Annotated in this window: 17 protein-coding genes; 9 read left to right on the top strand and 8 right to left on the bottom strand. The window is 62.8% G+C overall.

Annotation, left to right across the window (positions count from 1 at the left end; genetic code table 11):
• Window positions 1-60: 60 nt before the first annotated feature.
• The 8 genes from gyrB to dnaA all read right to left on the bottom strand — a co-directional run bounded on the left by gyrB (window position 61) and on the right by dnaA (window position 10,678).
• A complete protein-coding gene (gyrB, locus tag NY08_RS17500) occupies window positions 61-2,103 on the bottom strand; it encodes a DNA topoisomerase (ATP-hydrolyzing) subunit B (protein WP_045197776.1) in 2,043 nt (680 codons plus the stop codon).
• Between the two features lie 257 nt (window positions 2,104-2,360).
• Window positions 2,361-3,458 (bottom strand): PDR/VanB family oxidoreductase, encoded by a 1,098-nt coding sequence (locus NY08_RS17495; RefSeq protein WP_045200660.1) that lies wholly within the window; start codon window positions 3,456-3,458, stop codon window positions 2,361-2,363.
• A gap of 32 nt (window positions 3,459-3,490) precedes the next feature.
• A complete protein-coding gene (locus NY08_RS17490; protein ID WP_082073859.1) occupies window positions 3,491-4,408 on the bottom strand; it encodes a metal-dependent hydrolase in 918 nt (305 codons plus the stop codon).
• A 166-nt stretch (window positions 4,409-4,574) separates the two neighbouring features.
• Window positions 4,575-5,138, bottom strand: coding sequence for a DUF721 family protein (locus NY08_RS17485; protein ID WP_032396990.1), 564 nt, complete (start codon window positions 5,136-5,138; stop codon window positions 4,575-4,577).
• The gene (recF, locus tag NY08_RS17480) at window positions 5,135-6,385 is read right to left on the bottom strand and encodes a DNA replication/repair protein RecF (protein WP_045197772.1); all 1,251 of its coding nucleotides are present in this window, start codon (window positions 6,383-6,385) and stop codon (window positions 5,135-5,137) included. Before recF ends, NY08_RS17485 begins: the two co-directional genes overlap by 4 nt.
• Entirely contained in the window at window positions 6,386-7,312 is a 927-nt protein-coding gene (gene gnd / locus NY08_RS17475) for a phosphogluconate dehydrogenase (NAD(+)-dependent, decarboxylating) (RefSeq protein WP_032396988.1), read from the bottom strand.
• A gap of 65 nt (window positions 7,313-7,377) precedes the next feature.
• Entirely contained in the window at window positions 7,378-8,562 is a 1,185-nt protein-coding gene (gene dnaN, locus NY08_RS17470) for a DNA polymerase III subunit beta (RefSeq protein ID WP_032396987.1), read from the bottom strand.
• A 583-nt stretch (window positions 8,563-9,145) separates the two neighbouring features.
• Window positions 9,146-10,678, bottom strand: a complete 1,533-nt coding sequence (gene dnaA / locus NY08_RS17465) for a chromosomal replication initiator protein DnaA (protein ID WP_032397345.1) — start codon at window positions 10,676-10,678, stop codon at window positions 9,146-9,148.
• A 621-nt stretch (window positions 10,679-11,299) separates the two neighbouring features.
• On the opposite strand from dnaA, the gene rpmH reads away from it, so the two are divergent.
• From rpmH to NY08_RS17420, 9 genes are all read left to right on the top strand, one after another.
• Window positions 11,300-11,443, top strand: coding sequence for a 50S ribosomal protein L34 (gene rpmH / locus NY08_RS25635; RefSeq protein ID WP_026347786.1), 144 nt, complete (start codon window positions 11,300-11,302; stop codon window positions 11,441-11,443).
• A 30-nt stretch (window positions 11,444-11,473) separates the two neighbouring features.
• Window positions 11,474-11,854 (top strand): ribonuclease P protein component, encoded by a 381-nt coding sequence (rnpA, locus tag NY08_RS17460; protein ID WP_045197770.1) that lies wholly within the window; start codon window positions 11,474-11,476, stop codon window positions 11,852-11,854.
• The gene (gene yidD / locus NY08_RS17455; RefSeq protein ID WP_032396985.1) at window positions 11,851-12,180 is read left to right on the top strand and encodes a membrane protein insertion efficiency factor YidD; all 330 of its coding nucleotides are present in this window, start codon (window positions 11,851-11,853) and stop codon (window positions 12,178-12,180) included. The genes rnpA and yidD overlap by 4 nt, the downstream gene beginning before the upstream one ends.
• A gap of 4 nt (window positions 12,181-12,184) precedes the next feature.
• Entirely contained in the window at window positions 12,185-13,276 is a 1,092-nt protein-coding gene (gene yidC, locus NY08_RS17450; protein WP_045197769.1) for a membrane protein insertase YidC, read from the top strand.
• Window positions 13,277-13,301: 25 nt separating this feature from the next.
• The gene (locus NY08_RS17445; RefSeq protein WP_045197767.1) at window positions 13,302-13,970 is read left to right on the top strand and encodes a Jag family protein; all 669 of its coding nucleotides are present in this window, start codon (window positions 13,302-13,304) and stop codon (window positions 13,968-13,970) included.
• Window positions 13,971-15,761: 1,791 nt separating this feature from the next.
• Entirely contained in the window at window positions 15,762-16,439 is a 678-nt protein-coding gene (rsmG, locus tag NY08_RS17435; RefSeq protein WP_045197763.1) for a 16S rRNA (guanine(527)-N(7))-methyltransferase RsmG, read from the top strand.
• An 81-nt stretch (window positions 16,440-16,520) separates the two neighbouring features.
• Window positions 16,521-17,531, top strand: a complete 1,011-nt coding sequence (locus NY08_RS17430) for a ParA family protein (RefSeq protein ID WP_032396980.1) — start codon at window positions 16,521-16,523, stop codon at window positions 17,529-17,531.
• 4 nt (window positions 17,532-17,535) lie between these two features.
• Window positions 17,536-18,612, top strand: a complete 1,077-nt coding sequence (locus NY08_RS17425; RefSeq protein WP_045197761.1) for a ParB/RepB/Spo0J family partition protein — start codon at window positions 17,536-17,538, stop codon at window positions 18,610-18,612.
• A 264-nt stretch (window positions 18,613-18,876) separates the two neighbouring features.
• Window positions 18,877-19,557, top strand: a complete 681-nt coding sequence (locus NY08_RS17420; protein ID WP_032396978.1) for a hypothetical protein — start codon at window positions 18,877-18,879, stop codon at window positions 19,555-19,557.
• Window positions 19,558-19,585: the final 28 nt, after the last annotated feature.

The raw sequence follows: 19,585 nt of genomic DNA, 5'->3' as shown, positions 1-19,585 counted from the left end.
CCTCGAGAAACGGTCACCGTCACGCACCGAGAGAACTCATCGGTGCGTGAAGGGAAGTGACTAAACGTCAAGAAAGCGAACATCTTTCGCGTTGCGGGCGATGAAGCTACGACGCGCGGACACGTCCTCGCCCATCAGCACGCTGAACAGCTCGTCGGCTGCCGCCGCGTCGTCCAGTGTCACCAGACGCAGGACGCGCACCGACGGATCCATGGTGGTCTCCCACAGTTCCTTGGCGTTCATCTCGCCGAGGCCCTTGTAGCGCTGGACGCCGTCCTCGACGTTGATCTTGCGCTTGTTCGCGATACCGGCCTCGAGCAGACCGTCGCGCTCGCGGTCGGAGTAGGCGAAGTCGGGTTCACCCCGGCTCCACTTCAACTTGTACAGCGGCGGCATGGCCAGGTAGACGTGGCCGTGCTCGATCAACGGTCGCATGAAGCGGAACAGCAGCGTCATCAGCAGGGTCGAGATGTGCTGGCCGTCGACGTCGGCGTCGGCCATCAGCACGATCTTGTGATAGCGAAGCTTGGTGATGTCGAACTCGTCGTGGATGCCGGTGCCGAAGGCGGTGATGATCGACTGGACCTCGTTGTTCTTGAGGACGCGGTCGATGCGAGCCTTCTCGACGTTGATGATCTTTCCGCGCAGCGGCAGGATCGCCTGGAACATCGAATCGCGTCCCGATTTGGCCGAGCCGCCGGCGGAGTCGCCCTCCACGATGTAGATCTCGGACTTGCTCGGATCGTTCGAGCGGCAGTCGGCGAGCTTGCCCGGCAGGCCTCCGATATCGGTTGCGCTCTTGCGGCGCACCAATTCTCGCGCCTTGCGTGCGGCCATCCGGGCCTGCGCGGAGGAGACCGCCTTGTTGATGATGGTCTTGGCGTCGGCGGGGTTCGATTCGAACCAGTGCGCCAGGTGCTCGTTGCATGCCTTCTGCACGAACGACCTGATCTCGGTGTTGCCGAGCTTGGTCTTGGTCTGTCCCTCGAACTGCGGCTCGCCGACCCGTACCGAGATGACTGCGGCCAGACCCTCACGGATGTCGTCGCCGGTGAGCTTGACGTCCTTCTCCTTGACGAGCTTCTTCTCGAGTGCGTACTTGTTCACCGTCGAGGTGAGCGCGGTTCGGAAGCCCTCTTCGTGGGTGCCGCCCTCGTGCGTGTTGATGGTGTTGGCGAAGGTGTGTACCGACTCGGAGTAACCGGCGTTCCACTGCATGGCGATCTCGACCTCGTGGCCCTCACCCTTACCGGTGAAGCCGACGACCGAATTGTGGATCGCGGTCTTGGTCCTGTTGATGTGCTTGACGAAGTCGACCAGGCCGTCCGGGTAGTGATAGGTCCGCTTGCGCACCTTGGCCGGCTTGGCGACGGCCGCGTCGGCCTGTTCTTCCTCGGCGGTCTTGGGTGCCTCGGCCGTCTCACCGAGTTCTTCCTCGGTGGCGTCGGTGGCTGCCACCCGCTCGTCGGTGAAGTTGATGGTCAGTCCCTTGTTCAGGAACGCCATCTCCTGCAGGCGACGGTGCACGGTCTCGAAGCTGTAGTCGAGAGTCTCGAAGATCTTGCCGTCGGCCCAGAATCGTACGGTGGTCCCGGTCTCGTCGGTATCGCCGACGGTCTCGAGCGGGCTGGGCTTGGCGTAGTCGTAGGTCTGCTTGTAGCGATGACCGTCGCGCGCGATCTGAAGTTCCACCTTGGTGGAGAGTGCGTTCACCACCGAGATGCCGACGCCGTGCAGTCCACCGGAGACGGCATAGGAGTCGGAGTCGAACTTGCCGCCTGCGTGCAGCTGTGTCATGACGACCTCGACGGTGGGAACACCGGAGGCGTGCATGGCGACGGGAATTCCTCGACCGTCGTCCTTGACCTCGACGCTGCCGTCCTCGTGGATGGTGACGTCGACGGTGGACGCATAGCCGGCCATGGCCTCGTCGACGGAGTTGTCGACGACCTCCCAGATCAGGTGATGCAGGCCTCGTTCACCGGTGGAGCCGATGTACATACCGGGCCTCTTACGAACCGCTTCCAGGCCCTCGAGGACCGTGATGGACGAAGCGCCGTAATCCTTGCTGTTGTCGTTGATACCTGACTTCTGGGCAGCCACGGTTAGCTGGTTCTCCTTCTACGCGTCCACTACCCCGCTCACACCCCGCAGGGTGCTACCGCAGGGATGGGCGCAGTCGGTTCCGGCCGCGCCCGAGTCCATGCGTTTTTTCCGGGCTTGATGTCGTACCGGTCCATAGTACTGGTTGCCTGCGACAGCATGGGCACGATGACACCCCTAAAAGGCCCCTGATTGCTTCACAGACGCATTTTTTCGATACCGGACGGCAAAGATGAAGGGTAAAACCGGCGATTCGGCTACAGATCGAGCACGATCCGTTCGCCCTCGGAACGCGACACGCAGATCAACATCTCACGCTGCTGCTCCTCGGCCGTGAGTCGATTCTCCCGATGCTGCGGTGTTCCGCTCAGTACTCGAACGCGACACGTCCCGCAGAAACCCTGCTGACAGGAGTACGCCACATCCGGGCGCAGCCGCCGAATGGCATGCAGCGCAGTCTCTTCCGGGCCGACCGTGACGATGTCACCGGAGTCGACGAGTTGGACCTCGAATTCGGCACCGTTCTTCACCGGTGGCGGCGAGAACCGCTCGAAGTGCAGATGCGTTGCGGGCAAGGAGTCGAACGAAGCCCGAACCAGGTCGATCATCGGCGGCGGCCCGCACACGTAGACCGAACCACCCGGTGCCGCGGCACCGAGCAGATCCATGCTCGACGGCATGCCGTCCACATCATCGGTCCGCACCGTGACACGCTCGGCCTCCCAACCGGCGATCTCGTCGAGGAACGGCATCGATTCACGCGAACGGCCACAGTAGACCAGGTGCCAGTCCATTCCCGTCCGGCGAGCGCGACGGACCATCGAGATGATGGCAGTGATACCGATTCCTCCGGCCACGAACAGTGCATGCTCGGACTTTACGAACGGAAAACCGTTGCGCGGCCCCCGAATCGAGACTTCGGTGCCGACCGGGAGACCGTGCATCTCGCGCGACCCGCCGCCGCCGTCGGGCACCAGGCGCACCGCGATGGAGTACGAGTCGGCATCCGGATCGCCACACAACGAGTACTGCCGACGGCGGCCGGACGGGAGATAGAAGTCCAGATGCATTCCCGGTGCCCACGCAGGCAACACCGCTCCGTCGGCCGCGGCGAACGTCAGTCGGACCACGTGCTCGTCCACGCAGAGCACTTCGCGTGAGACCAAGGTCAGTACGCGGGTCCGGACGACGAGCGGTGCCGCGAACGACGCGTCGTAGTCGTCACCGTCGAGCAGCGCGAACCATTTGTCGAGCGCGTCGGTCACCAGTGACACGGTCTGATCGGGCTCGTCGCGGCCGTACAGATTCTTCGGAATCGTGCGTCCCAGTCGGAACGAGTCCACCTTCTGTGCCATTGCGCCGAGCTTGCTCCGCAACGTGCGTTTGGTCATCGATCGGCGGACCGAGCTGCCGGTGAGGTGGCCAGATACTGCACTGCCTGCACCGTCGACCCTTCCTGCGAAGGGTGGTACGTGCGCTTGAAGTAGCGCAGCGACGCTTTCACCATCGACATTGGGGTCGGGAACAGACCCGCAGCGGCCACTCGGCGAAACTCTCGGAACGACGGTGTGCGCTGCTTGGCGGGAAGGTGCGCCAGCGTCGGATCCTGGCTCATGAGAAAGCGAACACCGCGGGTCCAGAACCACACGAGCGTGGGCGCGATGACGACGTAGGTTCGGATCCGACGGGCCGGGCGGACGTCGAAGTATCGCATCACCTCGTAGGCCACCGATCGATGCTCGACCTCTTCGGCTCCGTGCCACCGCAGCAGGTCAAGCATGATCGGATCGATGTCCGCCTCGTCCAACGCCGTGGCATTGAGAACCCAATCGCCGAGAAAAGCGGTCAAGTGCTCGGCGGCGGCGATCAGGGCGAGACGTTCGACCAGGCTGTTCTGGCCGTGACCGGACCGGTTTCCGAGAGCACGGCCGAACAGGAACTTCATCTGATCGACGTACGGATCGACGTCGATGCCGTGGGCCCGAAGCTGATCGTGCACATCGGTGTGCGCCTGCGCGTGCATCGCTTCCTGACCGATGAATCCGATCACGTCGTCGCGCAGCTGATCGTCGTGGATAAGTGGCAGCGCCTCCTTGAACGTGCGCACGAACCACTCCTCACCCTCGGGCAGGAGCAGGTGCATCACGTTGATCAGGTGCGTCGCGAGTGGGTTGCCGTCCATGTAGTGCAGCGGCAGGGAGTTCCAATCGAACTCCACGTTCCGCGCGTGCAGGATGACGCGATCTTCGGGGGTTCCGTCCACATCGACGGCTGCTGTCGATGTCTTCTTCGTTGGTGCAGACACAACTTCTCCTCGTCCGATGCGCACAGAACAGTAAATCGGTCCCCCGACCGTTGCGTGTCCCGAATCACGCTACGCACATCGACCATGTCACAGCAACACTGGCCCCAACATCTGTTGAGAATCACCTGGACCAGGAGGTTTCGAAAGTGAAGGTTGGGACCTCTCACTATCCGTACGTGTCGCGCGGCCCTCGTCCCCGGACGTGCCGTTCGCCTTTTCTCCAACTCTGGGTCGTCGGACCGGTGATGCGTAGCGAGGTCACCACGCCGTGACCGACAGCGGCAGCGATCTTGGCCAGAATCTGCGACTGCATCAGCCTCAACTGGGTCGCCCACGCCGTGGACTCGGCGGAAATACTCAACACTCCGTCCTTGAGACCGGTGGGGTCCGCATGAGCCGAGATGTCCTCGCCGACCACGCTCGGCCACCGGCCGAGCACCGCGCCCTCCGACACCTTCGCCGACCATCCGCGCTTGGACGCGATCGAGTTCGCCAGCGCCCCGAACGCCTGGGGATCACGGTCGTCCGGCCCGGCTCCCGACCAGCCCCGGCGACGACGCCCCCGCAGTGCTCTGACTCCGCCCGTCGGTGACGACCGTCCCTGTCCCACCGATTTGCCGCTGGCCTTGGCTGCGGCCCGGGCGTCCTCGAGTGCTCGACGCGCCAGATCCACGCCTTTCAGTTCCGGTACGTCACCGTTGTCCGTGGGAGTCGCGTCGTCGTCGGTCATCGATCCTCACCTTCCGAACGTGCGATGTCGAGATCGTCCGACAAGTCCGAGATACGCGAGATACGTCCTGCTGCACCGGAATCCGCGCTCTGCTTCGCTTCCACTCCGTAGCGACGAGCGTCCAGCTCGGGTGGTACGTCCTCGGGTACCGCGGCCGTGATGAGCACCTGCTCGGCACCGGCCGCCACCGTCGCCAGCGCGGCACGCCGTTTGCGGTCGAGTTCGGCGAAGACGTCGTCGAGCATCAGTACCGGGTCGGTACCGTCCTCCCGCAACAAGGCAAAGGAGCCGAGCCGCAGAGACAACGCGTACGACCACGATTCACCATGGCTGGCAAAGCCTTTCGTCGGTTGGTCACCGAGCATCAGTTCCAGGTCGTCGCGGTGCGGTCCGACCAGGCAGACCCCGCGTTCGATTTCACGCTGTCTCATCACCGAAAGTTGGTGGAGGAAGGCAGCTTCGAGAACTTCTGTGTCGTCGGGCTCTGGTGCACGGTCGGCATCGGAGAACTCCGGTGGGAGCGCCTCGGCCAGACTGCAGCGATAGGCGACGGCAGCCAACCGCGACTCGGGTGCGATCGAACTGTAGGCCTGTTGCACGAACGGCATCAGCTCGTGAACCAAAGCTATTCTGGCAGCGAGCAATCGAGCTCCGTGCGCTGCCAGATGACCATCCCAGACGTCCAGGGTGGCGAGCGCACTCGCGCCGTCGCCCGAGGACGATCCGCGACGCAGCGATCCACTCGCCGTCTTGAGCAGAGCCGATCGTTGCCGCAGCACCTTGTCGTAATCGGCACGGACGGTGGCCATTCGAGGAATCCGAGTGGTCAGTAGCTCGTCGAGATAGCGGCGTCGCTCGCCGGGATCGCCGCGCACGAGCGAAAGATCCTCGGGAGCGAACAGCACACTCTGCAACACCCCCAGAATCTCACGGGGGCGCCGCAGCGGAGACCTGTTCATCCGAGCCTTGTTGGCTCTGCCTTCGAGGAGCTCGACATCGATGATCAATTCGCGACCGTGATTGACCACGGCGCTGCCCACGAAGGCCTTGGCAGCACCGGCTCGAATCATGGGAGCGTCCGACGACACACGATGCGAGGACAACGTCGACAGATAGTTGAGCGACTCGAGCAGATTGGTCTTGCCGTGTCCGTTGGGCCCTACGAACACGGTCGAGCCCGGTCCGAGGTCGACGGTGAGATCGTCCCAGGATCGAAAATCGTGCAGCTGCAGAGACCGAACGAACACTTACTCGGTGTTCTTCGGCGCCGGGGCGCGCAGGGTCTCGTCGGCATCGGCCTTCTTCACCGCGTGCCCGCCGAACTGGTTGCGCAGTGCGGAAACAGCCTTCATTGCCGGTGAATCCTCTTGCCGCGACGCAAATCTCGCGAACAGGGCCGCGGAGATGACCGGTGCGGGGACCGCGTGACGAATGGCCTCCTCGACGGTCCAACGGCCCTCACCGGAATCCTCGGTGTAGCCGGAGATCGCACTGAATTCCGGATCCTGGCCCAGCGCTTCGACCAACAGGTCGAGCAGCCACGATCGCACGACCGTTCCCTTGCTCCAGGCTCGCAGTACGCCCTGGACATCTTGCACGAGTTCTTCGGCCTCGAGGATCTCGTAACCCTCGGCGTACGCCTGCATCAACCCGTACTCGATGCCGTTGTGCACCATCTTCGAGTAGTGGCCTGCACCGACCGGACCGGCGTGCACGAAACCGTCCGCACGCTCGCCTTCGGGACGCAAGGCGTCGAAGATCGGCATCGCCCGAGCGACGTGCTCGTCCTGACCGCCGACCATCAGGCCGTAGCCGTTCTTCAGGCCCCAGACGCCACCGGATACTCCGGCGTCGATGTAGCCGATTCCCTTGGCGTCCAACAGCTCTGCGTTGGGCTTGTCGTCGGTGAATCGAGAATTTCCGCCGTCGATCACCAGATCGCCCGGCTCGAGCACATCGGCCAGACCGGTGATGGTGTCGCGGGTGATCTTGCCCGACGGAACCATCACCCACACCACACGAGGCGCCGTCAGCGCCTGGGCCAGACCGGCCAGTGACGGAGTATCGGTCACCTCCGGTCGGGGGTCGTAGCCGACCACCTCGTGACCGTGCTCACGCAGTCTCTCGCGCATGTTGAAGCCCATTTTTCCGAGACCGACCAAGCCCAGCTGCATGATGAGGCGTCCTTGTCTGTGTCAGGTGCGAAAGTTCGCGCGGGTTCAACAGTAACCAGACCGGATCAGCCCGGCAGCCTGACCGGCATCAGCAAGTACGTGTACTCGGACTGCGGCGCCGCGAACTTGCCCGCGTCATCGGGCACCAGTTCCTCGTCCGAGGTCGGCCGCAGCACTGCGGGTCGGCTCGGCGTCGTGAATCCGAACGTAACCTTCTCGCTGTGCAGCGACGACAGGCCGTCGATGAGGTAACCGGGGTTGAACGCGATGGTCAGAGCCTCGCCCTGGAAATCGGCAGGCAGAGCCTCCTCGGCGCGACCTGCATCGTCTCCACCTGCGGAGAGCAACACACCCTCGCCGTTGAACTCCAGTCGAACCTGCGCGCCACGCTCGGCGACGAGAGCCACACGCTTGATCGCTTCGATCAGCGACGCGATCTCGAGGGTCGCCACCGCAGTGTGTTCGGCCGGCAGCAACTGACGGAACTTCGGGAATTCGGCGTCGAGCAGACGCGTCGTGGTGCGGCGCCCATCGCTGACGATGCCGAGCAGCCCGTCACTACCGATGGTCGAACCGGAACCGAGGGCCAGTTCGACGGGTGAGCCGGAGTTGCCGCCGAGGGTTTTGGCCGACTCGGACAGGGTCTTGGCCGGGATGAGCACCGCGGTGGTGGTATCGGCGCCGGCGGGAGTCCACTCCACCTCTCGAACGGCCAACCGGAAACGGTCGGTGGCCGCGAGAACGACGTTGGTGCCGTCGATCTCGACGCGGATACCGGTGAGCATCGGCAGTGTGTCGTCCTTGCCCGCCGCCACGGCGACCTGGGCAATTGCCTCGGAGAAGACATCGCCGGCCAGCGAACCGGTGTTGTTGGGCAGCTCGGGGAGCTGCGGGTAGTCCTCCACCGGCATCGTGGGCAGTGAGAACTTGGCGCTGCCGCAGTTGACCAGAACGCGGGTTCCGTCGACGGTGACGTCGACCGGCTTGTTCGGCAACGACTTGGTGATATCGGCAAGTAGCTTGCCCGACACCAGAACTCGGCCTGCAGTGGCAACTTCGGCGGAGACCTTGACCTGAGCGGAGACCTCGTAATCGAATCCGGAGACCGTCAGACCCTGCTCGTCGGCGGCAAGAAGAACTCCACCGAGAACGGGAACGGGCGGCCGGGACGGCAGGCTACGAGCCACCCACGCGACGGAATCGGAAAAATCTTCACGAGCAACGCGAAACTTCAAACTTCCAAGCTCCATCGCTCGGCATTTCCTCTCGTTCGGTGGCGTTCGTCTTCACGATCCGGCGGTGCAACCACGATGGTTGCCGCTCGAACCGATGCAACGACGAGTGTGGCACATCCAGCGCAAGCACACCGTATGCCCTCCGAACCCAAGACGGAAGCGCGAGGGTCTCGCCGAACTCGGGATTCAGGTGTCCCCGAGGGGCCTGTGAACGGATCGTTCCCCAACACCTGTTTTCAAAGAAGTTCTTTCAAGGAGAAAACAGAAGTATTAATAGGTCCTGTGGAATCTGTGCACGGACCACTCGATCCGCTGGTGGCCGAGCGTGGTGTCGTGGGGATGAACTCGGGACCAATTCGTGGTTGACGAACCGCTGCCTGTGGACGAATCACATCGGTGCACAGGCGCCCACACTCCATCCCCAAAACTTCGATGTTGTCCACATGGTTATCCACAGGTGTGAATCAATGGTCGACGCCTCGAAAAATCACCGAATCCGCGTCGAGAATCGGTCCGCCGAACGACGAGAAAAGCACAACGGCACCGAACCCGCGATGGGATTCGGTGCCGTCCGACGAGTCGGTCCGTGCCGGGTCGTCTATCTCTTCGAGCGCTGCTTGATCCGCGCCGTCAGCTCCTGGACCTGGTCGTAGACCTTGCGACGCTCGGTCATCTCCTTGCGGATCTTCTTGTCCGCGTACATCACCGTCGTGTGGTCGCGACCGAACGTCTGGCCGATCTTGGGCAGCGACAGATCGGTGAGCTCACGGCAGAGATACATCGCGATCTGCCTGGCCATGGCCAGTGCTCGGGCCTTACCCGGACCGCACAGGTCCTCGATGGACGTGTTGAAGTACTCCGCGGTCACTGCCATGATCGTGGCCGCGTTGATCTCCAGACTCGACGAATCGGGGATGAGATCGCGCAGGACCACCTCGGCCAGGGTGAGGTCGAGTGCCTGTCCGTTCAGCGATGCGAAGGCCGTCACTCGAATGAGGGCACCTTCGAGCTCACGAATGTTGCGTTCGATCCGGCTGGCGATGAGCTCGAGCACGTCGTGCGGCACATCGAGCCGATCCATCCGAGCCTTCTTGCTCAGAATTGCGATTCGCGTCTCGAGCTCGGGTGGCTGCACATCGGTGATCAGGCCCCACTCGAAGCGGGTACGAAGTCGCTCCTCGAGCGTGGCCAGTTGCTTCGGTGGCCGGTCGGACGAGACGACGATTTGTTTGTTCGCGTTGTGCAAGGTGTTGAAGGTGTGGAAGAACTCCTCCTGGATGCCTTCCTTGCCTTCGATGAACTGGATGTCGTCGACGAGCAGCACGTCGGTCTCCCGGTAGCGGCGCTTGAACGCCACCTTCCGGTCGTCACGAAGACTGTTGATGAAGTCGTTGGTGAATTCCTCGGTCGAGACGTACTTGACGCGCATGCCCGGGAACAACCGCTGCGCGTAGTGGCCGGCCGCGTGCAGCAGATGCGTCTTGCCCAGACCCGACGCCCCCCAGACGAACAGCGGGTTGTAGGCGCGAGCAGGTGCCTCGGCAATGGCCACCGCGGCTGCGTGTGCGAAGCGATTGGAGGCACCGATGACGAACGTGTCGAAGGTGTACTTCGAGTTTAGGCTGTTGGCGCCCGAGGACGGTGGCGTCGAGTCGGGAGGCTTGGTGAAATACGTCGGCCAGGAGTTCTGGACGCTGGCCAAGGCCTCGCGTTCGTCGTCGACCTCTTCGTAGTCGGCTGTTTCGGAGTCCGACGGCTCGTCGTCTCTGCTGGTCAGGATGCGGCGCCGGTAGGTAGGAGAACTGACTGCATCGGGGTACGTGGATCGCTCGGCCTCGATCTTCTCGTCCTCGGGAGCCGAGATACGCACACCGAGTCCCTCGACACCCTGTCCCAGGTGACGCCCGAGGGCGCCGAGGATGGGTTCGCGAAGATCTCGCTCGATCGCTTCCTGCGCGAAGGTCGACGGAACTGCGAGCAGTGCGAACCCCTGCGTCAAGGTCAGCGGTTTGACCAGCGCGAGCCAGGCCTTCTGGCCTTTGGTCAGCGGCGACCCACTGTGTCGGTCGGATGTGAGCTCCGCGACCACCTCGGGCCAGATGCGCGCGAGCGCATCCGGATCGTCGTTCACGTTGGGCCCTCCGTCGTCGAGCATTGGTCTCGGGCGGTGTTCGACGCGTGAGTTCGTGCGTCGTTTCGTACCCGCGCAGCAACAGCGTCGGATAGCGTCGTCGTTCGTGCGTCGCTGCGGCCGAGACCAGGGTCCGTGGGTGGACCCCGCAAGGTACGAATATGCCACCTGAACTGTGTTTCCACACAATTATCCACAGGTGTGGATAAACGACACCGATGTGACCCCAGAACGCGTTTCGGTTCGTGGTATGGCGTTTGCGCCAGTCTGACCTGCATCGATGCCGACTGTCTGTCGTGCGATCGGACGAATTGTGTCGCAGTGCCTGCTCGTTCGGCGGCGATGTCGAGCACCGTCCCACCATCGGTGGCCCCGGACCGGCACTGCCTGTGCATGAACGACGGCACGGTGCACTCGAGAGCGAGTTTGACCGGCAGTGACTCGATCAGTACTCTCGAACAGTCACCCAATAGCGAGGTGGCCGATGCTTGCTGGCTGCTCACAGTCTGTCTTCACTCGGATTTCTCGCTCGGGAGGCTAGCGACTTCATCCGAACTCGCTGAGAACCTTTACAGCAGGCGCCGACAGATCGGCGTCGTCGAATCTCGAGGAGTGTTGACCGTGGCCAAGGGCAAGCGGACGTTCCAGCCGAACAATCGCCGCCGCGCGCGCGTTCATGGCTTCCGTCTTCGTATGCGTACCCGTGCGGGTCGTGCAATCGTTTCCGCACGTCGCGGCAAGGGCCGTAAAGAACTCACAGCCTGATATCTGTTCGTCCGAAGCTTGGAGCTCGGGATGCTTCCTGAGCCGAATCGACTACACCGAGCACGTGATTTCTCCGTAGCGGTGCGTCGAGGACGCCGAATGGGTAGATCGGATCTTGTGGTTCACGCCGTGGTGCGTGACGAACAGGACATCGCATCGACCGTTCGCGGGCCACGATTCGGATTGATCGTCAGCAAGGCAGTCGGGCCGGCCGTAACTCGTCATCGAGTTGCGCGCCGGCTTCGGCATATCTGTACCGACGTCATCGGTGAGCTCCCCGAGACCACCGACGTGGTGGTCCGTGCACTGCCCGGAGCCGCGCGCGCGTCCTCGGCAGATCTATCGATTCAACTGCGTTCAGGATTGAAGAAGCTCGGTCTTCTCGAAGCTCCGAAGGGTCCGCCGTCATGACATTCATGGGCAACCTTCGTTCCATTCCTGCTCGAACACTCGTCTACGTCATCGGGTTGTACCGGACATACGTGTCCCCGATGAGACCTCCCACCTGTCGCTTCTCCCCCACCTGCAGCGAGTACGCCATCGAGGCACTCCAGGTGCACGGAATGACGAAGGGCTCGTTGCTGGCAGTCGTCCGCCTCCTCAAATGTGCTCCCTGGCACTCTGGAGGGTGGGACCCGGTACCCGAACCCGGTAGGTGGCGCGCGATCGTCACCGAACCTACCGAAACCGAAGAACACCACGATCTCGTGCGAGTGGAAGAACAGAGGAGTACATAGAGCCGTGCTCGACTTCATTTACTACCCGGTTGCCTGGATTCTCTGGGTGTGGCACAAGGTGTTCGGCTTTGTGTTCCAGGATCCCAGCAATGGGTTCGCCTGGGCACTGTCCGTCGTCTTCCTGGTCTTCACCCTCCGCCTGATTCTGTACAAGCCCTTCGTCAAGCAGGTTCGCACCACGCGGCAGATGCAGGAGCTACAGCCGCAGATCAAAGCGCTGCAGAAGAAGTACGGCAAAGACAAGCAGAAGATGGCCGTCGAGATGCAGAAGCTCCAGAAGGAGCACGGCTTCAATCCGCTGATGGGCTGCTTGCCGGTGCTGGCGCAGGCGCCTGTGTTCATCGGCCTGTTCCACGTACTGCGCTCGTTCAACCGCACCGGTACCGGTTTCGGTCAGCTCGGGTTGACTCCCGAGGAGAACCGCGAGCTGTCGAACTACGCGTTCAACGTGGCGGACGTGCAGTCCTTCCTGGACGCCCGCCTGTTCGGTGCACCGATCTCGGCGTGGATCACGATGCCGCAGGACCAGCTCAATGCATTCGCCGTAGGACCGGATGCGACCATTCCGTCCACCTGGGTCATCGCAGCAGTCTCCATCCCGCTGATGATCATCGCGGCCATCATGACGCACCTGAACTCGCGCGCATCGGTCGCGCGTCAGAGCGCGGCGGCCGCGGCGAACCCGCAGTCCGCGATCATGAACAAGCTCGCGCTGTACGTCTTCCCGCTCGGTGTTCTCGTGTTCGGTGCCCTGCTGCCCGTCGCGATCCTGCTGTACTGGGTCAGCAACAACACCTGGACCTACGCGCAGCAGCACCTGGTGTTCGGAAAGATCGACAAGGAAGAAGCCGCGAAGGTCGCTGCCGCAGTGGAGAAGCGTTCCGAGAACGCGCCCAAGCCCGGTGTGAAGCCGGTATCGACCACCAAGCCGAAGCCAGGTGCTCGTCCCAAGCTCTCGAAGATGACGCCGACGAGCGATTCGTCCGTGGCGGAGACCGCCGATGGCAGTTCCGGTTCGACGACCGGTGCCGCAACGCCGGCGAAACCGAGACCGCAGGCGAACCGGAACAAGTCGACCAAGCGCAAGCGGCGCTGACCGACACGTCGAGAGAAGGACGAACATGGCAGCGGACGTAGAAGAAGCACAGAACGACGAAGTACGGACAACCGGCGCGGTATCCGGGGATGGAGCGAGTGACGTGGTGGTCGAGGCCGATCAGGTGGGTGCAGCCGACGTGGAGGCAGATCAGGCTCCTGTGGTCGAGGAATCCGATGACTCGGGAGTGGTCGAGGACAAGACCGACGAGGATGACGAGGACGAGGACGACGAGGATTATCTGGTCGAGGAAGGCGAGATTGCCGGCGACTACCTCGAGCAACTTCTGGACGTCCTGGACTTCGACGGCGACATCGATCTCGACGTGGAGGGTGATCGCGCGATCGTCAGCATCGACGGCGGCGACGATCTCGCCAAGCTCGTCGGTCGCAAGGGCGAAGTTCTCGATGCACTGCAGGAGCTGACTCGTCTCGCCGTTCAGCAGTCGACGGGTGAGCGCAGCAAGCTGATGCTCGACGTCGCCGGCTGGCGCGCCAACCGGCGTACAGAACTCGGCAACCTCGGTGCCGAAGCAGCCCGTCGCGTTCTCGAATCCGGTGAACGCGAAGAGCTGACCCCGATGACTCCGTTCGAGCGAAAGATCGTGCACGACGCGGTCGCGAAGATCGACGGCGTCGCGAGCGAAAGCACCGGCGTCGAGCCGGCCCGACGAGTAGTCGTCGTCAAGGCGTAACTGAGCCTCCCAGTCGATGGCCCCCACTTCGGTGGGGGCCATCGTCGTATCCGGATGGAGCCGCACATCCTGGCGAATATCATCGATGTAATTTGTGCGCCGAGCAGACGACTATGTTGCCGGTTCGATCGATTTCCTCGCCGAATTACCAGATCCAGGCATCCAGTGCGCTTTCGTCACTGTGACGGCAACTATGGCGGTGGGACGCGTCGGTATCGAGCGCACATTCTGCGGAATTGTTTCACGTGAAACGTGCGACATCGATGTCGTCATCGTCCAAGCATGTTGCGTCCGTCGCAGTGCTGTTCTCGCGGACGCTGGTTCTACGCACTGCGCACACTGGGCCGTCATGACGTTCGTTCTCTGATGAGGTTGAGACATTTCGACTGCCGTTCGAGACGGTCCGGAGCCGGGGCGGTTTCACGTGAAACAGTGCGATGCCAGTTGGGTGTCCGGATCGAGGTCGGCGCAGCAGTGAAACTGCGTTCGAGACACACACCGTAGAAATAGCAACGGGCATCGATCGCGCAGGGTGTGTGCCGACGATCCGGCCGAGGGCAAATACGTGGGACAGGACATCCGGCCGTCGCTGTCGGATTCGATGTCGGCAAAGATCGGCGTTGCCGGGATTCGGAGATAGACAACAGCGGGCCCGTGCTCATGGACGATCCTTCCGACGACGAGGCGACTCTTGGACAGTCGCGCATCGATCGTTGTGGAGGTCGAGAGAATCGTTCGATTGCTGTAGCCGCGGCGGGAACTCCAGCGCGATACGAAGTGCCCGTACCGCTAAGCCGACGATGAGGCGACGCTCGCGGCGTTGTCGATCTTCGAGAGGGTGCCCGTCGAAATCTCCGCGGGCTCGATTCGGGGACGTGAGCGAGGGCCGACGATGTGCTCGGGACAGTTGCACGGGAGCGCCCGTCCAGCGATCGACTGTGTACGACTGCCGACCCATCTGGCTGATCCACATGAAGCGTGGGTGCGTCTGGAGTTCGGGTGCAGCGGCTGGGTGCTCGAGTCGATCGCGATGCGATCGAGATCGAAACTGTGGACTCTCCCCCGTCCGTGCCCGATGTCAAGATCGAGGATCTCCGGAACGCCATTGCAGCCGAGAATTCTCTGCGGTGTGCGTCGGTTACCCGCGGTCGTTCTGCGATGACGCTTGACGCGGGGCTGAGCAACGGTGGTTCGGTTTCACGTGAAACATCGTTCTCGAGGATCCGTGTCGTCAAGGCGTAGCGCCACCGACTGTGATCGTTCGCCGACGGGATGGACCCGTCGCGCGGCATCGGTACGGCGGCGTTGGTGTGGATCGCACCGCGCCCACTCCGTTGAACTCCGGAGGCTGCTGCCAGGTGCGGACGAACCGATCGATTACGTCTGTTCTTCTCCTATCGATTTGTCCTGCGGTCGACGAACGCGTGACCTATCGAGTCGGTGCGCGGTAGGCGAATGACTGCTGACCGTGGGAGGAGAAGTTTCACGTGAAACATGATGTGGGGCCGGTAGACGCCGAGTCGTCGACAGGACCGAGTCCGTCGGGTTTGGATCGATCAGCGCGATTCCGATTCGGGCTGGGCTGGAGATCGTTGATTCGAGCGCACGGGCGGATCGGTTTGCTCGGACGGACCTGACCGAAAACTGGCTAGCTCGCCAATCGTGATTTGCTACGACTCGGTCCGAAAGGAGCCCGCACGGCGCCCGTACTGTCGCCAATTCCGGTGCGAAAGTCGCAATCCGCCGAGTTACAGCGATGTCGTTTGGCGTTCCGCGCTCGGGCACGGGAAGATGTTTCACGTGGAACAAGAAGGCTCGGACAGCAACCAAGTGATGGCCGTGGCAGAGCAGATCTTCGGTGACCGGCTCGAGTTGGCACGGAGGTATCACGACTCGTTGGCAACGGCAGGCGTCGAACGAGGACTCATCGGACCGCGTGAAGTTCCACGGCTCTGGGAGCGACACATCCTCAACTGTGCGGCGATCGGTGAGCTCATCGATGAAGGCGAGACCGTCGTGGACATCGGCAGCGGCGCGGGCTTGCCCGGGATCCCGCTGGCGATCGCGCGACCCGATCTGCGCGTGACACTCGTCGAGCCCCTCCTCCGGCGGACCGTGTATCTCGCCGAGTTCATCGAGGAACACGATCTGAACATCTTGGTCGTGCGCGGCCGCGCGGAGCAGCCCGGCGTCAAGAAGGAAGCCGGTGGCGCCGACGTGGTGACGTCGAGGGCGGTGGCACCTTTGGAAAAGCTTGCAAAGTGGTCGCTGCCGCTCGTTCACGAGCACGGTCGAATGCTGGCTCTGAAGGGTTCGAGCGCCGCTGAAGAGATCGAACGTGACCGGGTTTCCCTCGCTCGGATGGGTGCTGGCAAGCTGGAGGTAGTGGAGTGCGGAGTCGGGCTGTTGCCCACTCCCACCATTGTCGTCAGAGCGGTGCGTGAGCCGCGGAGACTGAGTCGTCACTGAAGTCGATTGCGGGCTCACACGCCGCGCGCTCGACCCGATCGATCGTATTGAACACAGTCAGTTCCGCACTAAGGAGCACATATGTCGGGTGGGTCCGATCCCGCTGTTTCACGTGAAACAGCGCCCAAGAAGAACGCCTCGAGCAACTCGGAAAACAAGTCGGGGGTGACGGCCGGCTCAGGGTTCGAGTACACCAACGCGATCTCACCGAACGACACCCCCATCGGTGCCGCGGCACATCGAGCCAGCCAGGTTCTGCATCCCGGATCGGTGTCGCTGCCGAAGCCGGCGAAGCGACGCATGCTGACCATTGCCAACCAGAAGGGTGGCGTCGGGAAGACGACGACCGCCGTGAACCTGGCTGCCGCGCTCGCGCTCCAAGGCCTGACGGTTCTCGTGGTCGATCTGGACCCTCAGGGCAACGCCAGCACCGCGTTGGGCGTCGAGCACCACTCGGGTGTGCCGTCGAGCTACGAGGTCCTCATCGGTGAGGTGAGCGCCAAGGACGCCGTGCAGAAGAGTCCGCACAGCGACCGGTTGTTCTGCATCCCGGCAACCATCGACCTCGCCGGAGCCGAGATCGAGTTGGTGTCGATGGTCGCTCGCGAAGGGCGCCTCAAGACGGCGCTGTCCGTGGAGGAGCTCGCCGGCATCGACGCGGACTTCATCCTGATCGACTGCCCGCCGTCGCTCGGTCTGCTGACTGTCAACGCGCTCGTGGCCGCGACCGAGGTACTGATTCCCATCCAGTGCGAGTACTACGCGCTCGAAGGCGTGGGTCAGCTCCTCCGCAACATCGAGCTGGTGCAGTCTCATCTGAATCCCGAACTGCACGTCTCGACCGTCATCCTGACGATGTACGACGGCCGCACCAAGTTGGCGGACCAGGTAGCAGAAGAAGTACGCAAGCATTTCGGGGACGCCGTCTTGCGCGCCGTCATCCCCCGCAGCGTGAAGGTATCCGAGGCTCCCGGGTACGGCATGACGGTGTTGGATTACGACCCCGGTTCGCGAGGTGCGATGAGCTACCTGGACGCCGGACGAGAGCTCGCTGCCCGATCGGCCGGCATCGACGAAGCACGAAAGAAGTAACCAGATGAGTTCGACACGCAAGGGTGGTCTGGGTCGCGGCCTGGCCTCACTGATCCCCACCGGACCTGACGCCGGACCACGCCTCGGTAACGCCGCGGCAGACGTGATCATCGGCGCGGATCGCAACGCCAAGGACCGTCCCGATACGTCCACCAAGCCGAAGCGAACCGCACCCGCCGACGATCTCACCGAGACAGCCACGGCGCCCACTCCGACACCGCCGGTGCTGAGCGGAGACGACCTCTCCCCCGTCGGTGCCGTCTATCGCGAGATCGCACCGGACCGAATCGAAGCCAACCCGAAGCAACCGAGGCACGTCTTCGACGACGAATCGTTGGCCGAACTGGTTCACTCGATCCGTGAATTCGGACTCATGCAGCCCATCGTGGTCCGCCTCGTATCGGGTTCCGCTGGTGCCGGTGACGCAAAATATCAGCTCGTCATGGGCGAGCGTCGGTGGCGTGCAAGCCAGGAAGCCGGCCTCGAGTCGATCCCCGCGATCGTTCGGGAGACCGCCGACGATGCGATGTTGCGGGATGCATTGCTCGAGAACATCCACCGGGTACAGCTCAATCCGCTCGAAGAAGCGGCCGCGTACCAACAGTTGCTCGAGGAATTCGACGTCACGCACGAGGAACTGGCTGCGAAAATCGGTCGATCACGGCCGGTCGTCACCAACATGATTCGTCTGTTGAAGCTGCCGATTCCCGTGCAGCGACGAGTGGCGGCCGGAGTTCTGTCGGCCGGACACGCCCGCGCCTTGCTGTCGCTCGACGCTGGGTCGGATGCGCAGGAGTCGCTGGCGGCGCGAATCGTCGCCGAAGGTCTCTCCGTTCGCGCGACCGAAGAGGCCGTCACCCTCGCCAATCGGGAGGACGGAAAGAGCCCGGATCCGGCACCCCGTCGCAAGCCGATTCAGATGCCGGGCCTCCAGGACGTCGCCGATCGCCTCTCGGATTCGTTCGATACGCGAGTGACGGTCAGCCTCGGCAAGCGGAAAGGCAAGATCGTGGTCGAATTCGGCTCGGTCGATGACCTTCAGAGGATCGTCGAGATGATGGAAGCACAGAAGAAAAAGTAGTGGCGAATTTTCAGGACCAGTCATACGCGGTCGAAACGTCACTGTGACGTAGCTCGGTCGGAGGCGGTCACGAATGTTCGCAAAAGGGTCGAAAGATATTGTCATACAACGCATTTGAATGATTCGCTCCGCTCGACGGGTTCGACGATGGAATGGCGGGGGTGACGCCTGCGGAACAACCCATGTGACATCCTTGTCGAGGAGCGGATCGACTCCGACGGAGAATTCTCGCGTTGAACGAGTGCACGAAGGCTGAGGTAAGCGGTGTCGGCGATGGTGACCGGAGTGACGCTCGGTTCGTTCGAGCACTTGCCGACGCATTCGCGGCGGTGCAGCTTCTGGGTACTCGATCCCGCGTCGGAGAGTTCGTCGGTCGATCTCGAATTCGAGAACGAAGTATGGCTGTCGACCATCATGCTCGAGTGGGGATCGTGTGGGCAGTTGCTGTCCATCGATGGCAGGACGATCGGCTGCGCGCTCTACTGCCCACCCCGAGCAGTTCCACGCGCGGCGACGTTCCCGACTTCGCCCGTCAGCCACGATGCGGTCCTACTGACGCAACTCCGCATCGATTCGCCCGACGATGCGGATCTGCATTCGGCGACCCTGATCCAGGCGGTCGTGGGTGATCTGGTCAATCGTGGCGTTCGCGCTCTGGAAGCGTTCGGCATTCGACGCAACGCCGACGATGCTGCGCCGGTGGTTCCCAACGCCACCGCACAACTGACGTGTTCGGCATCGACGTGCATGATCGAAGCGGATTTCCTCGAGAAGGTCGGGTTCGAGGTCATCGCTCCCCACCACAGATTCCCGAGACTACGGCTCGAGCTCGATCGTGATCACGGATGGAAGCAGGACGTCGAATCCGCACTCGAGCAGCTACTGATCGCGGCGAGTATCTCCGTCGTCGACATCGAGCAGAAGTCGACCGTCGGAGCGCGCTGAGTACTCACCGATCGACACGTTCGTGTGC

The sequence above is a fragment of the Rhodococcus sp. B7740 genome, from assembly GCF_000954115.1.
GTDB lineage: Bacteria > Actinomycetota > Actinomycetes > Mycobacteriales > Mycobacteriaceae > Rhodococcoides.
Note: the sequence above shows the minus strand (reverse complement) of the source record. Positions and strands in the feature narration are given on the sequence as shown.

Excerpts from the sequence above, each read along its gene's own strand:
- NY08_RS17495 (WP_045200660.1), bottom strand. The coding sequence starts at position 3,458 with ATGGCACAGAAGGTGGACTCGTTCCGACTGGGACGCACGATTCCGAAG.
- NY08_RS17485 (WP_032396990.1), bottom strand. The coding sequence starts at position 5,138 with ATGACCGACGACGACGCGACTCCCACGGACAACGGTGACGTACCGGAA.
- gnd (WP_032396988.1), bottom strand. The coding sequence starts at position 7,312 with ATGCAGCTGGGCTTGGTCGGTCTCGGAAAAATGGGCTTCAACATGCGC.
- dnaN (WP_032396987.1), bottom strand. The coding sequence starts at position 8,562 with ATGGAGCTTGGAAGTTTGAAGTTTCGCGTTGCTCGTGAAGATTTTTCC.
- rnpA (WP_045197770.1), top strand. The coding sequence starts at position 11,474 with ATGCTTCCTGAGCCGAATCGACTACACCGAGCACGTGATTTCTCCGTA.
- yidD (WP_032396985.1), top strand. The coding sequence starts at position 11,851 with ATGACATTCATGGGCAACCTTCGTTCCATTCCTGCTCGAACACTCGTC.
- NY08_RS17445 (WP_045197767.1), top strand. The coding sequence starts at position 13,302 with ATGGCAGCGGACGTAGAAGAAGCACAGAACGACGAAGTACGGACAACC.
- rsmG (WP_045197763.1), top strand. The coding sequence starts at position 15,762 with ATGTTTCACGTGGAACAAGAAGGCTCGGACAGCAACCAAGTGATGGCC.
- NY08_RS17430 (WP_032396980.1), top strand. The coding sequence starts at position 16,521 with ATGTCGGGTGGGTCCGATCCCGCTGTTTCACGTGAAACAGCGCCCAAG.
- NY08_RS17425 (WP_045197761.1), top strand. The coding sequence starts at position 17,536 with ATGAGTTCGACACGCAAGGGTGGTCTGGGTCGCGGCCTGGCCTCACTG.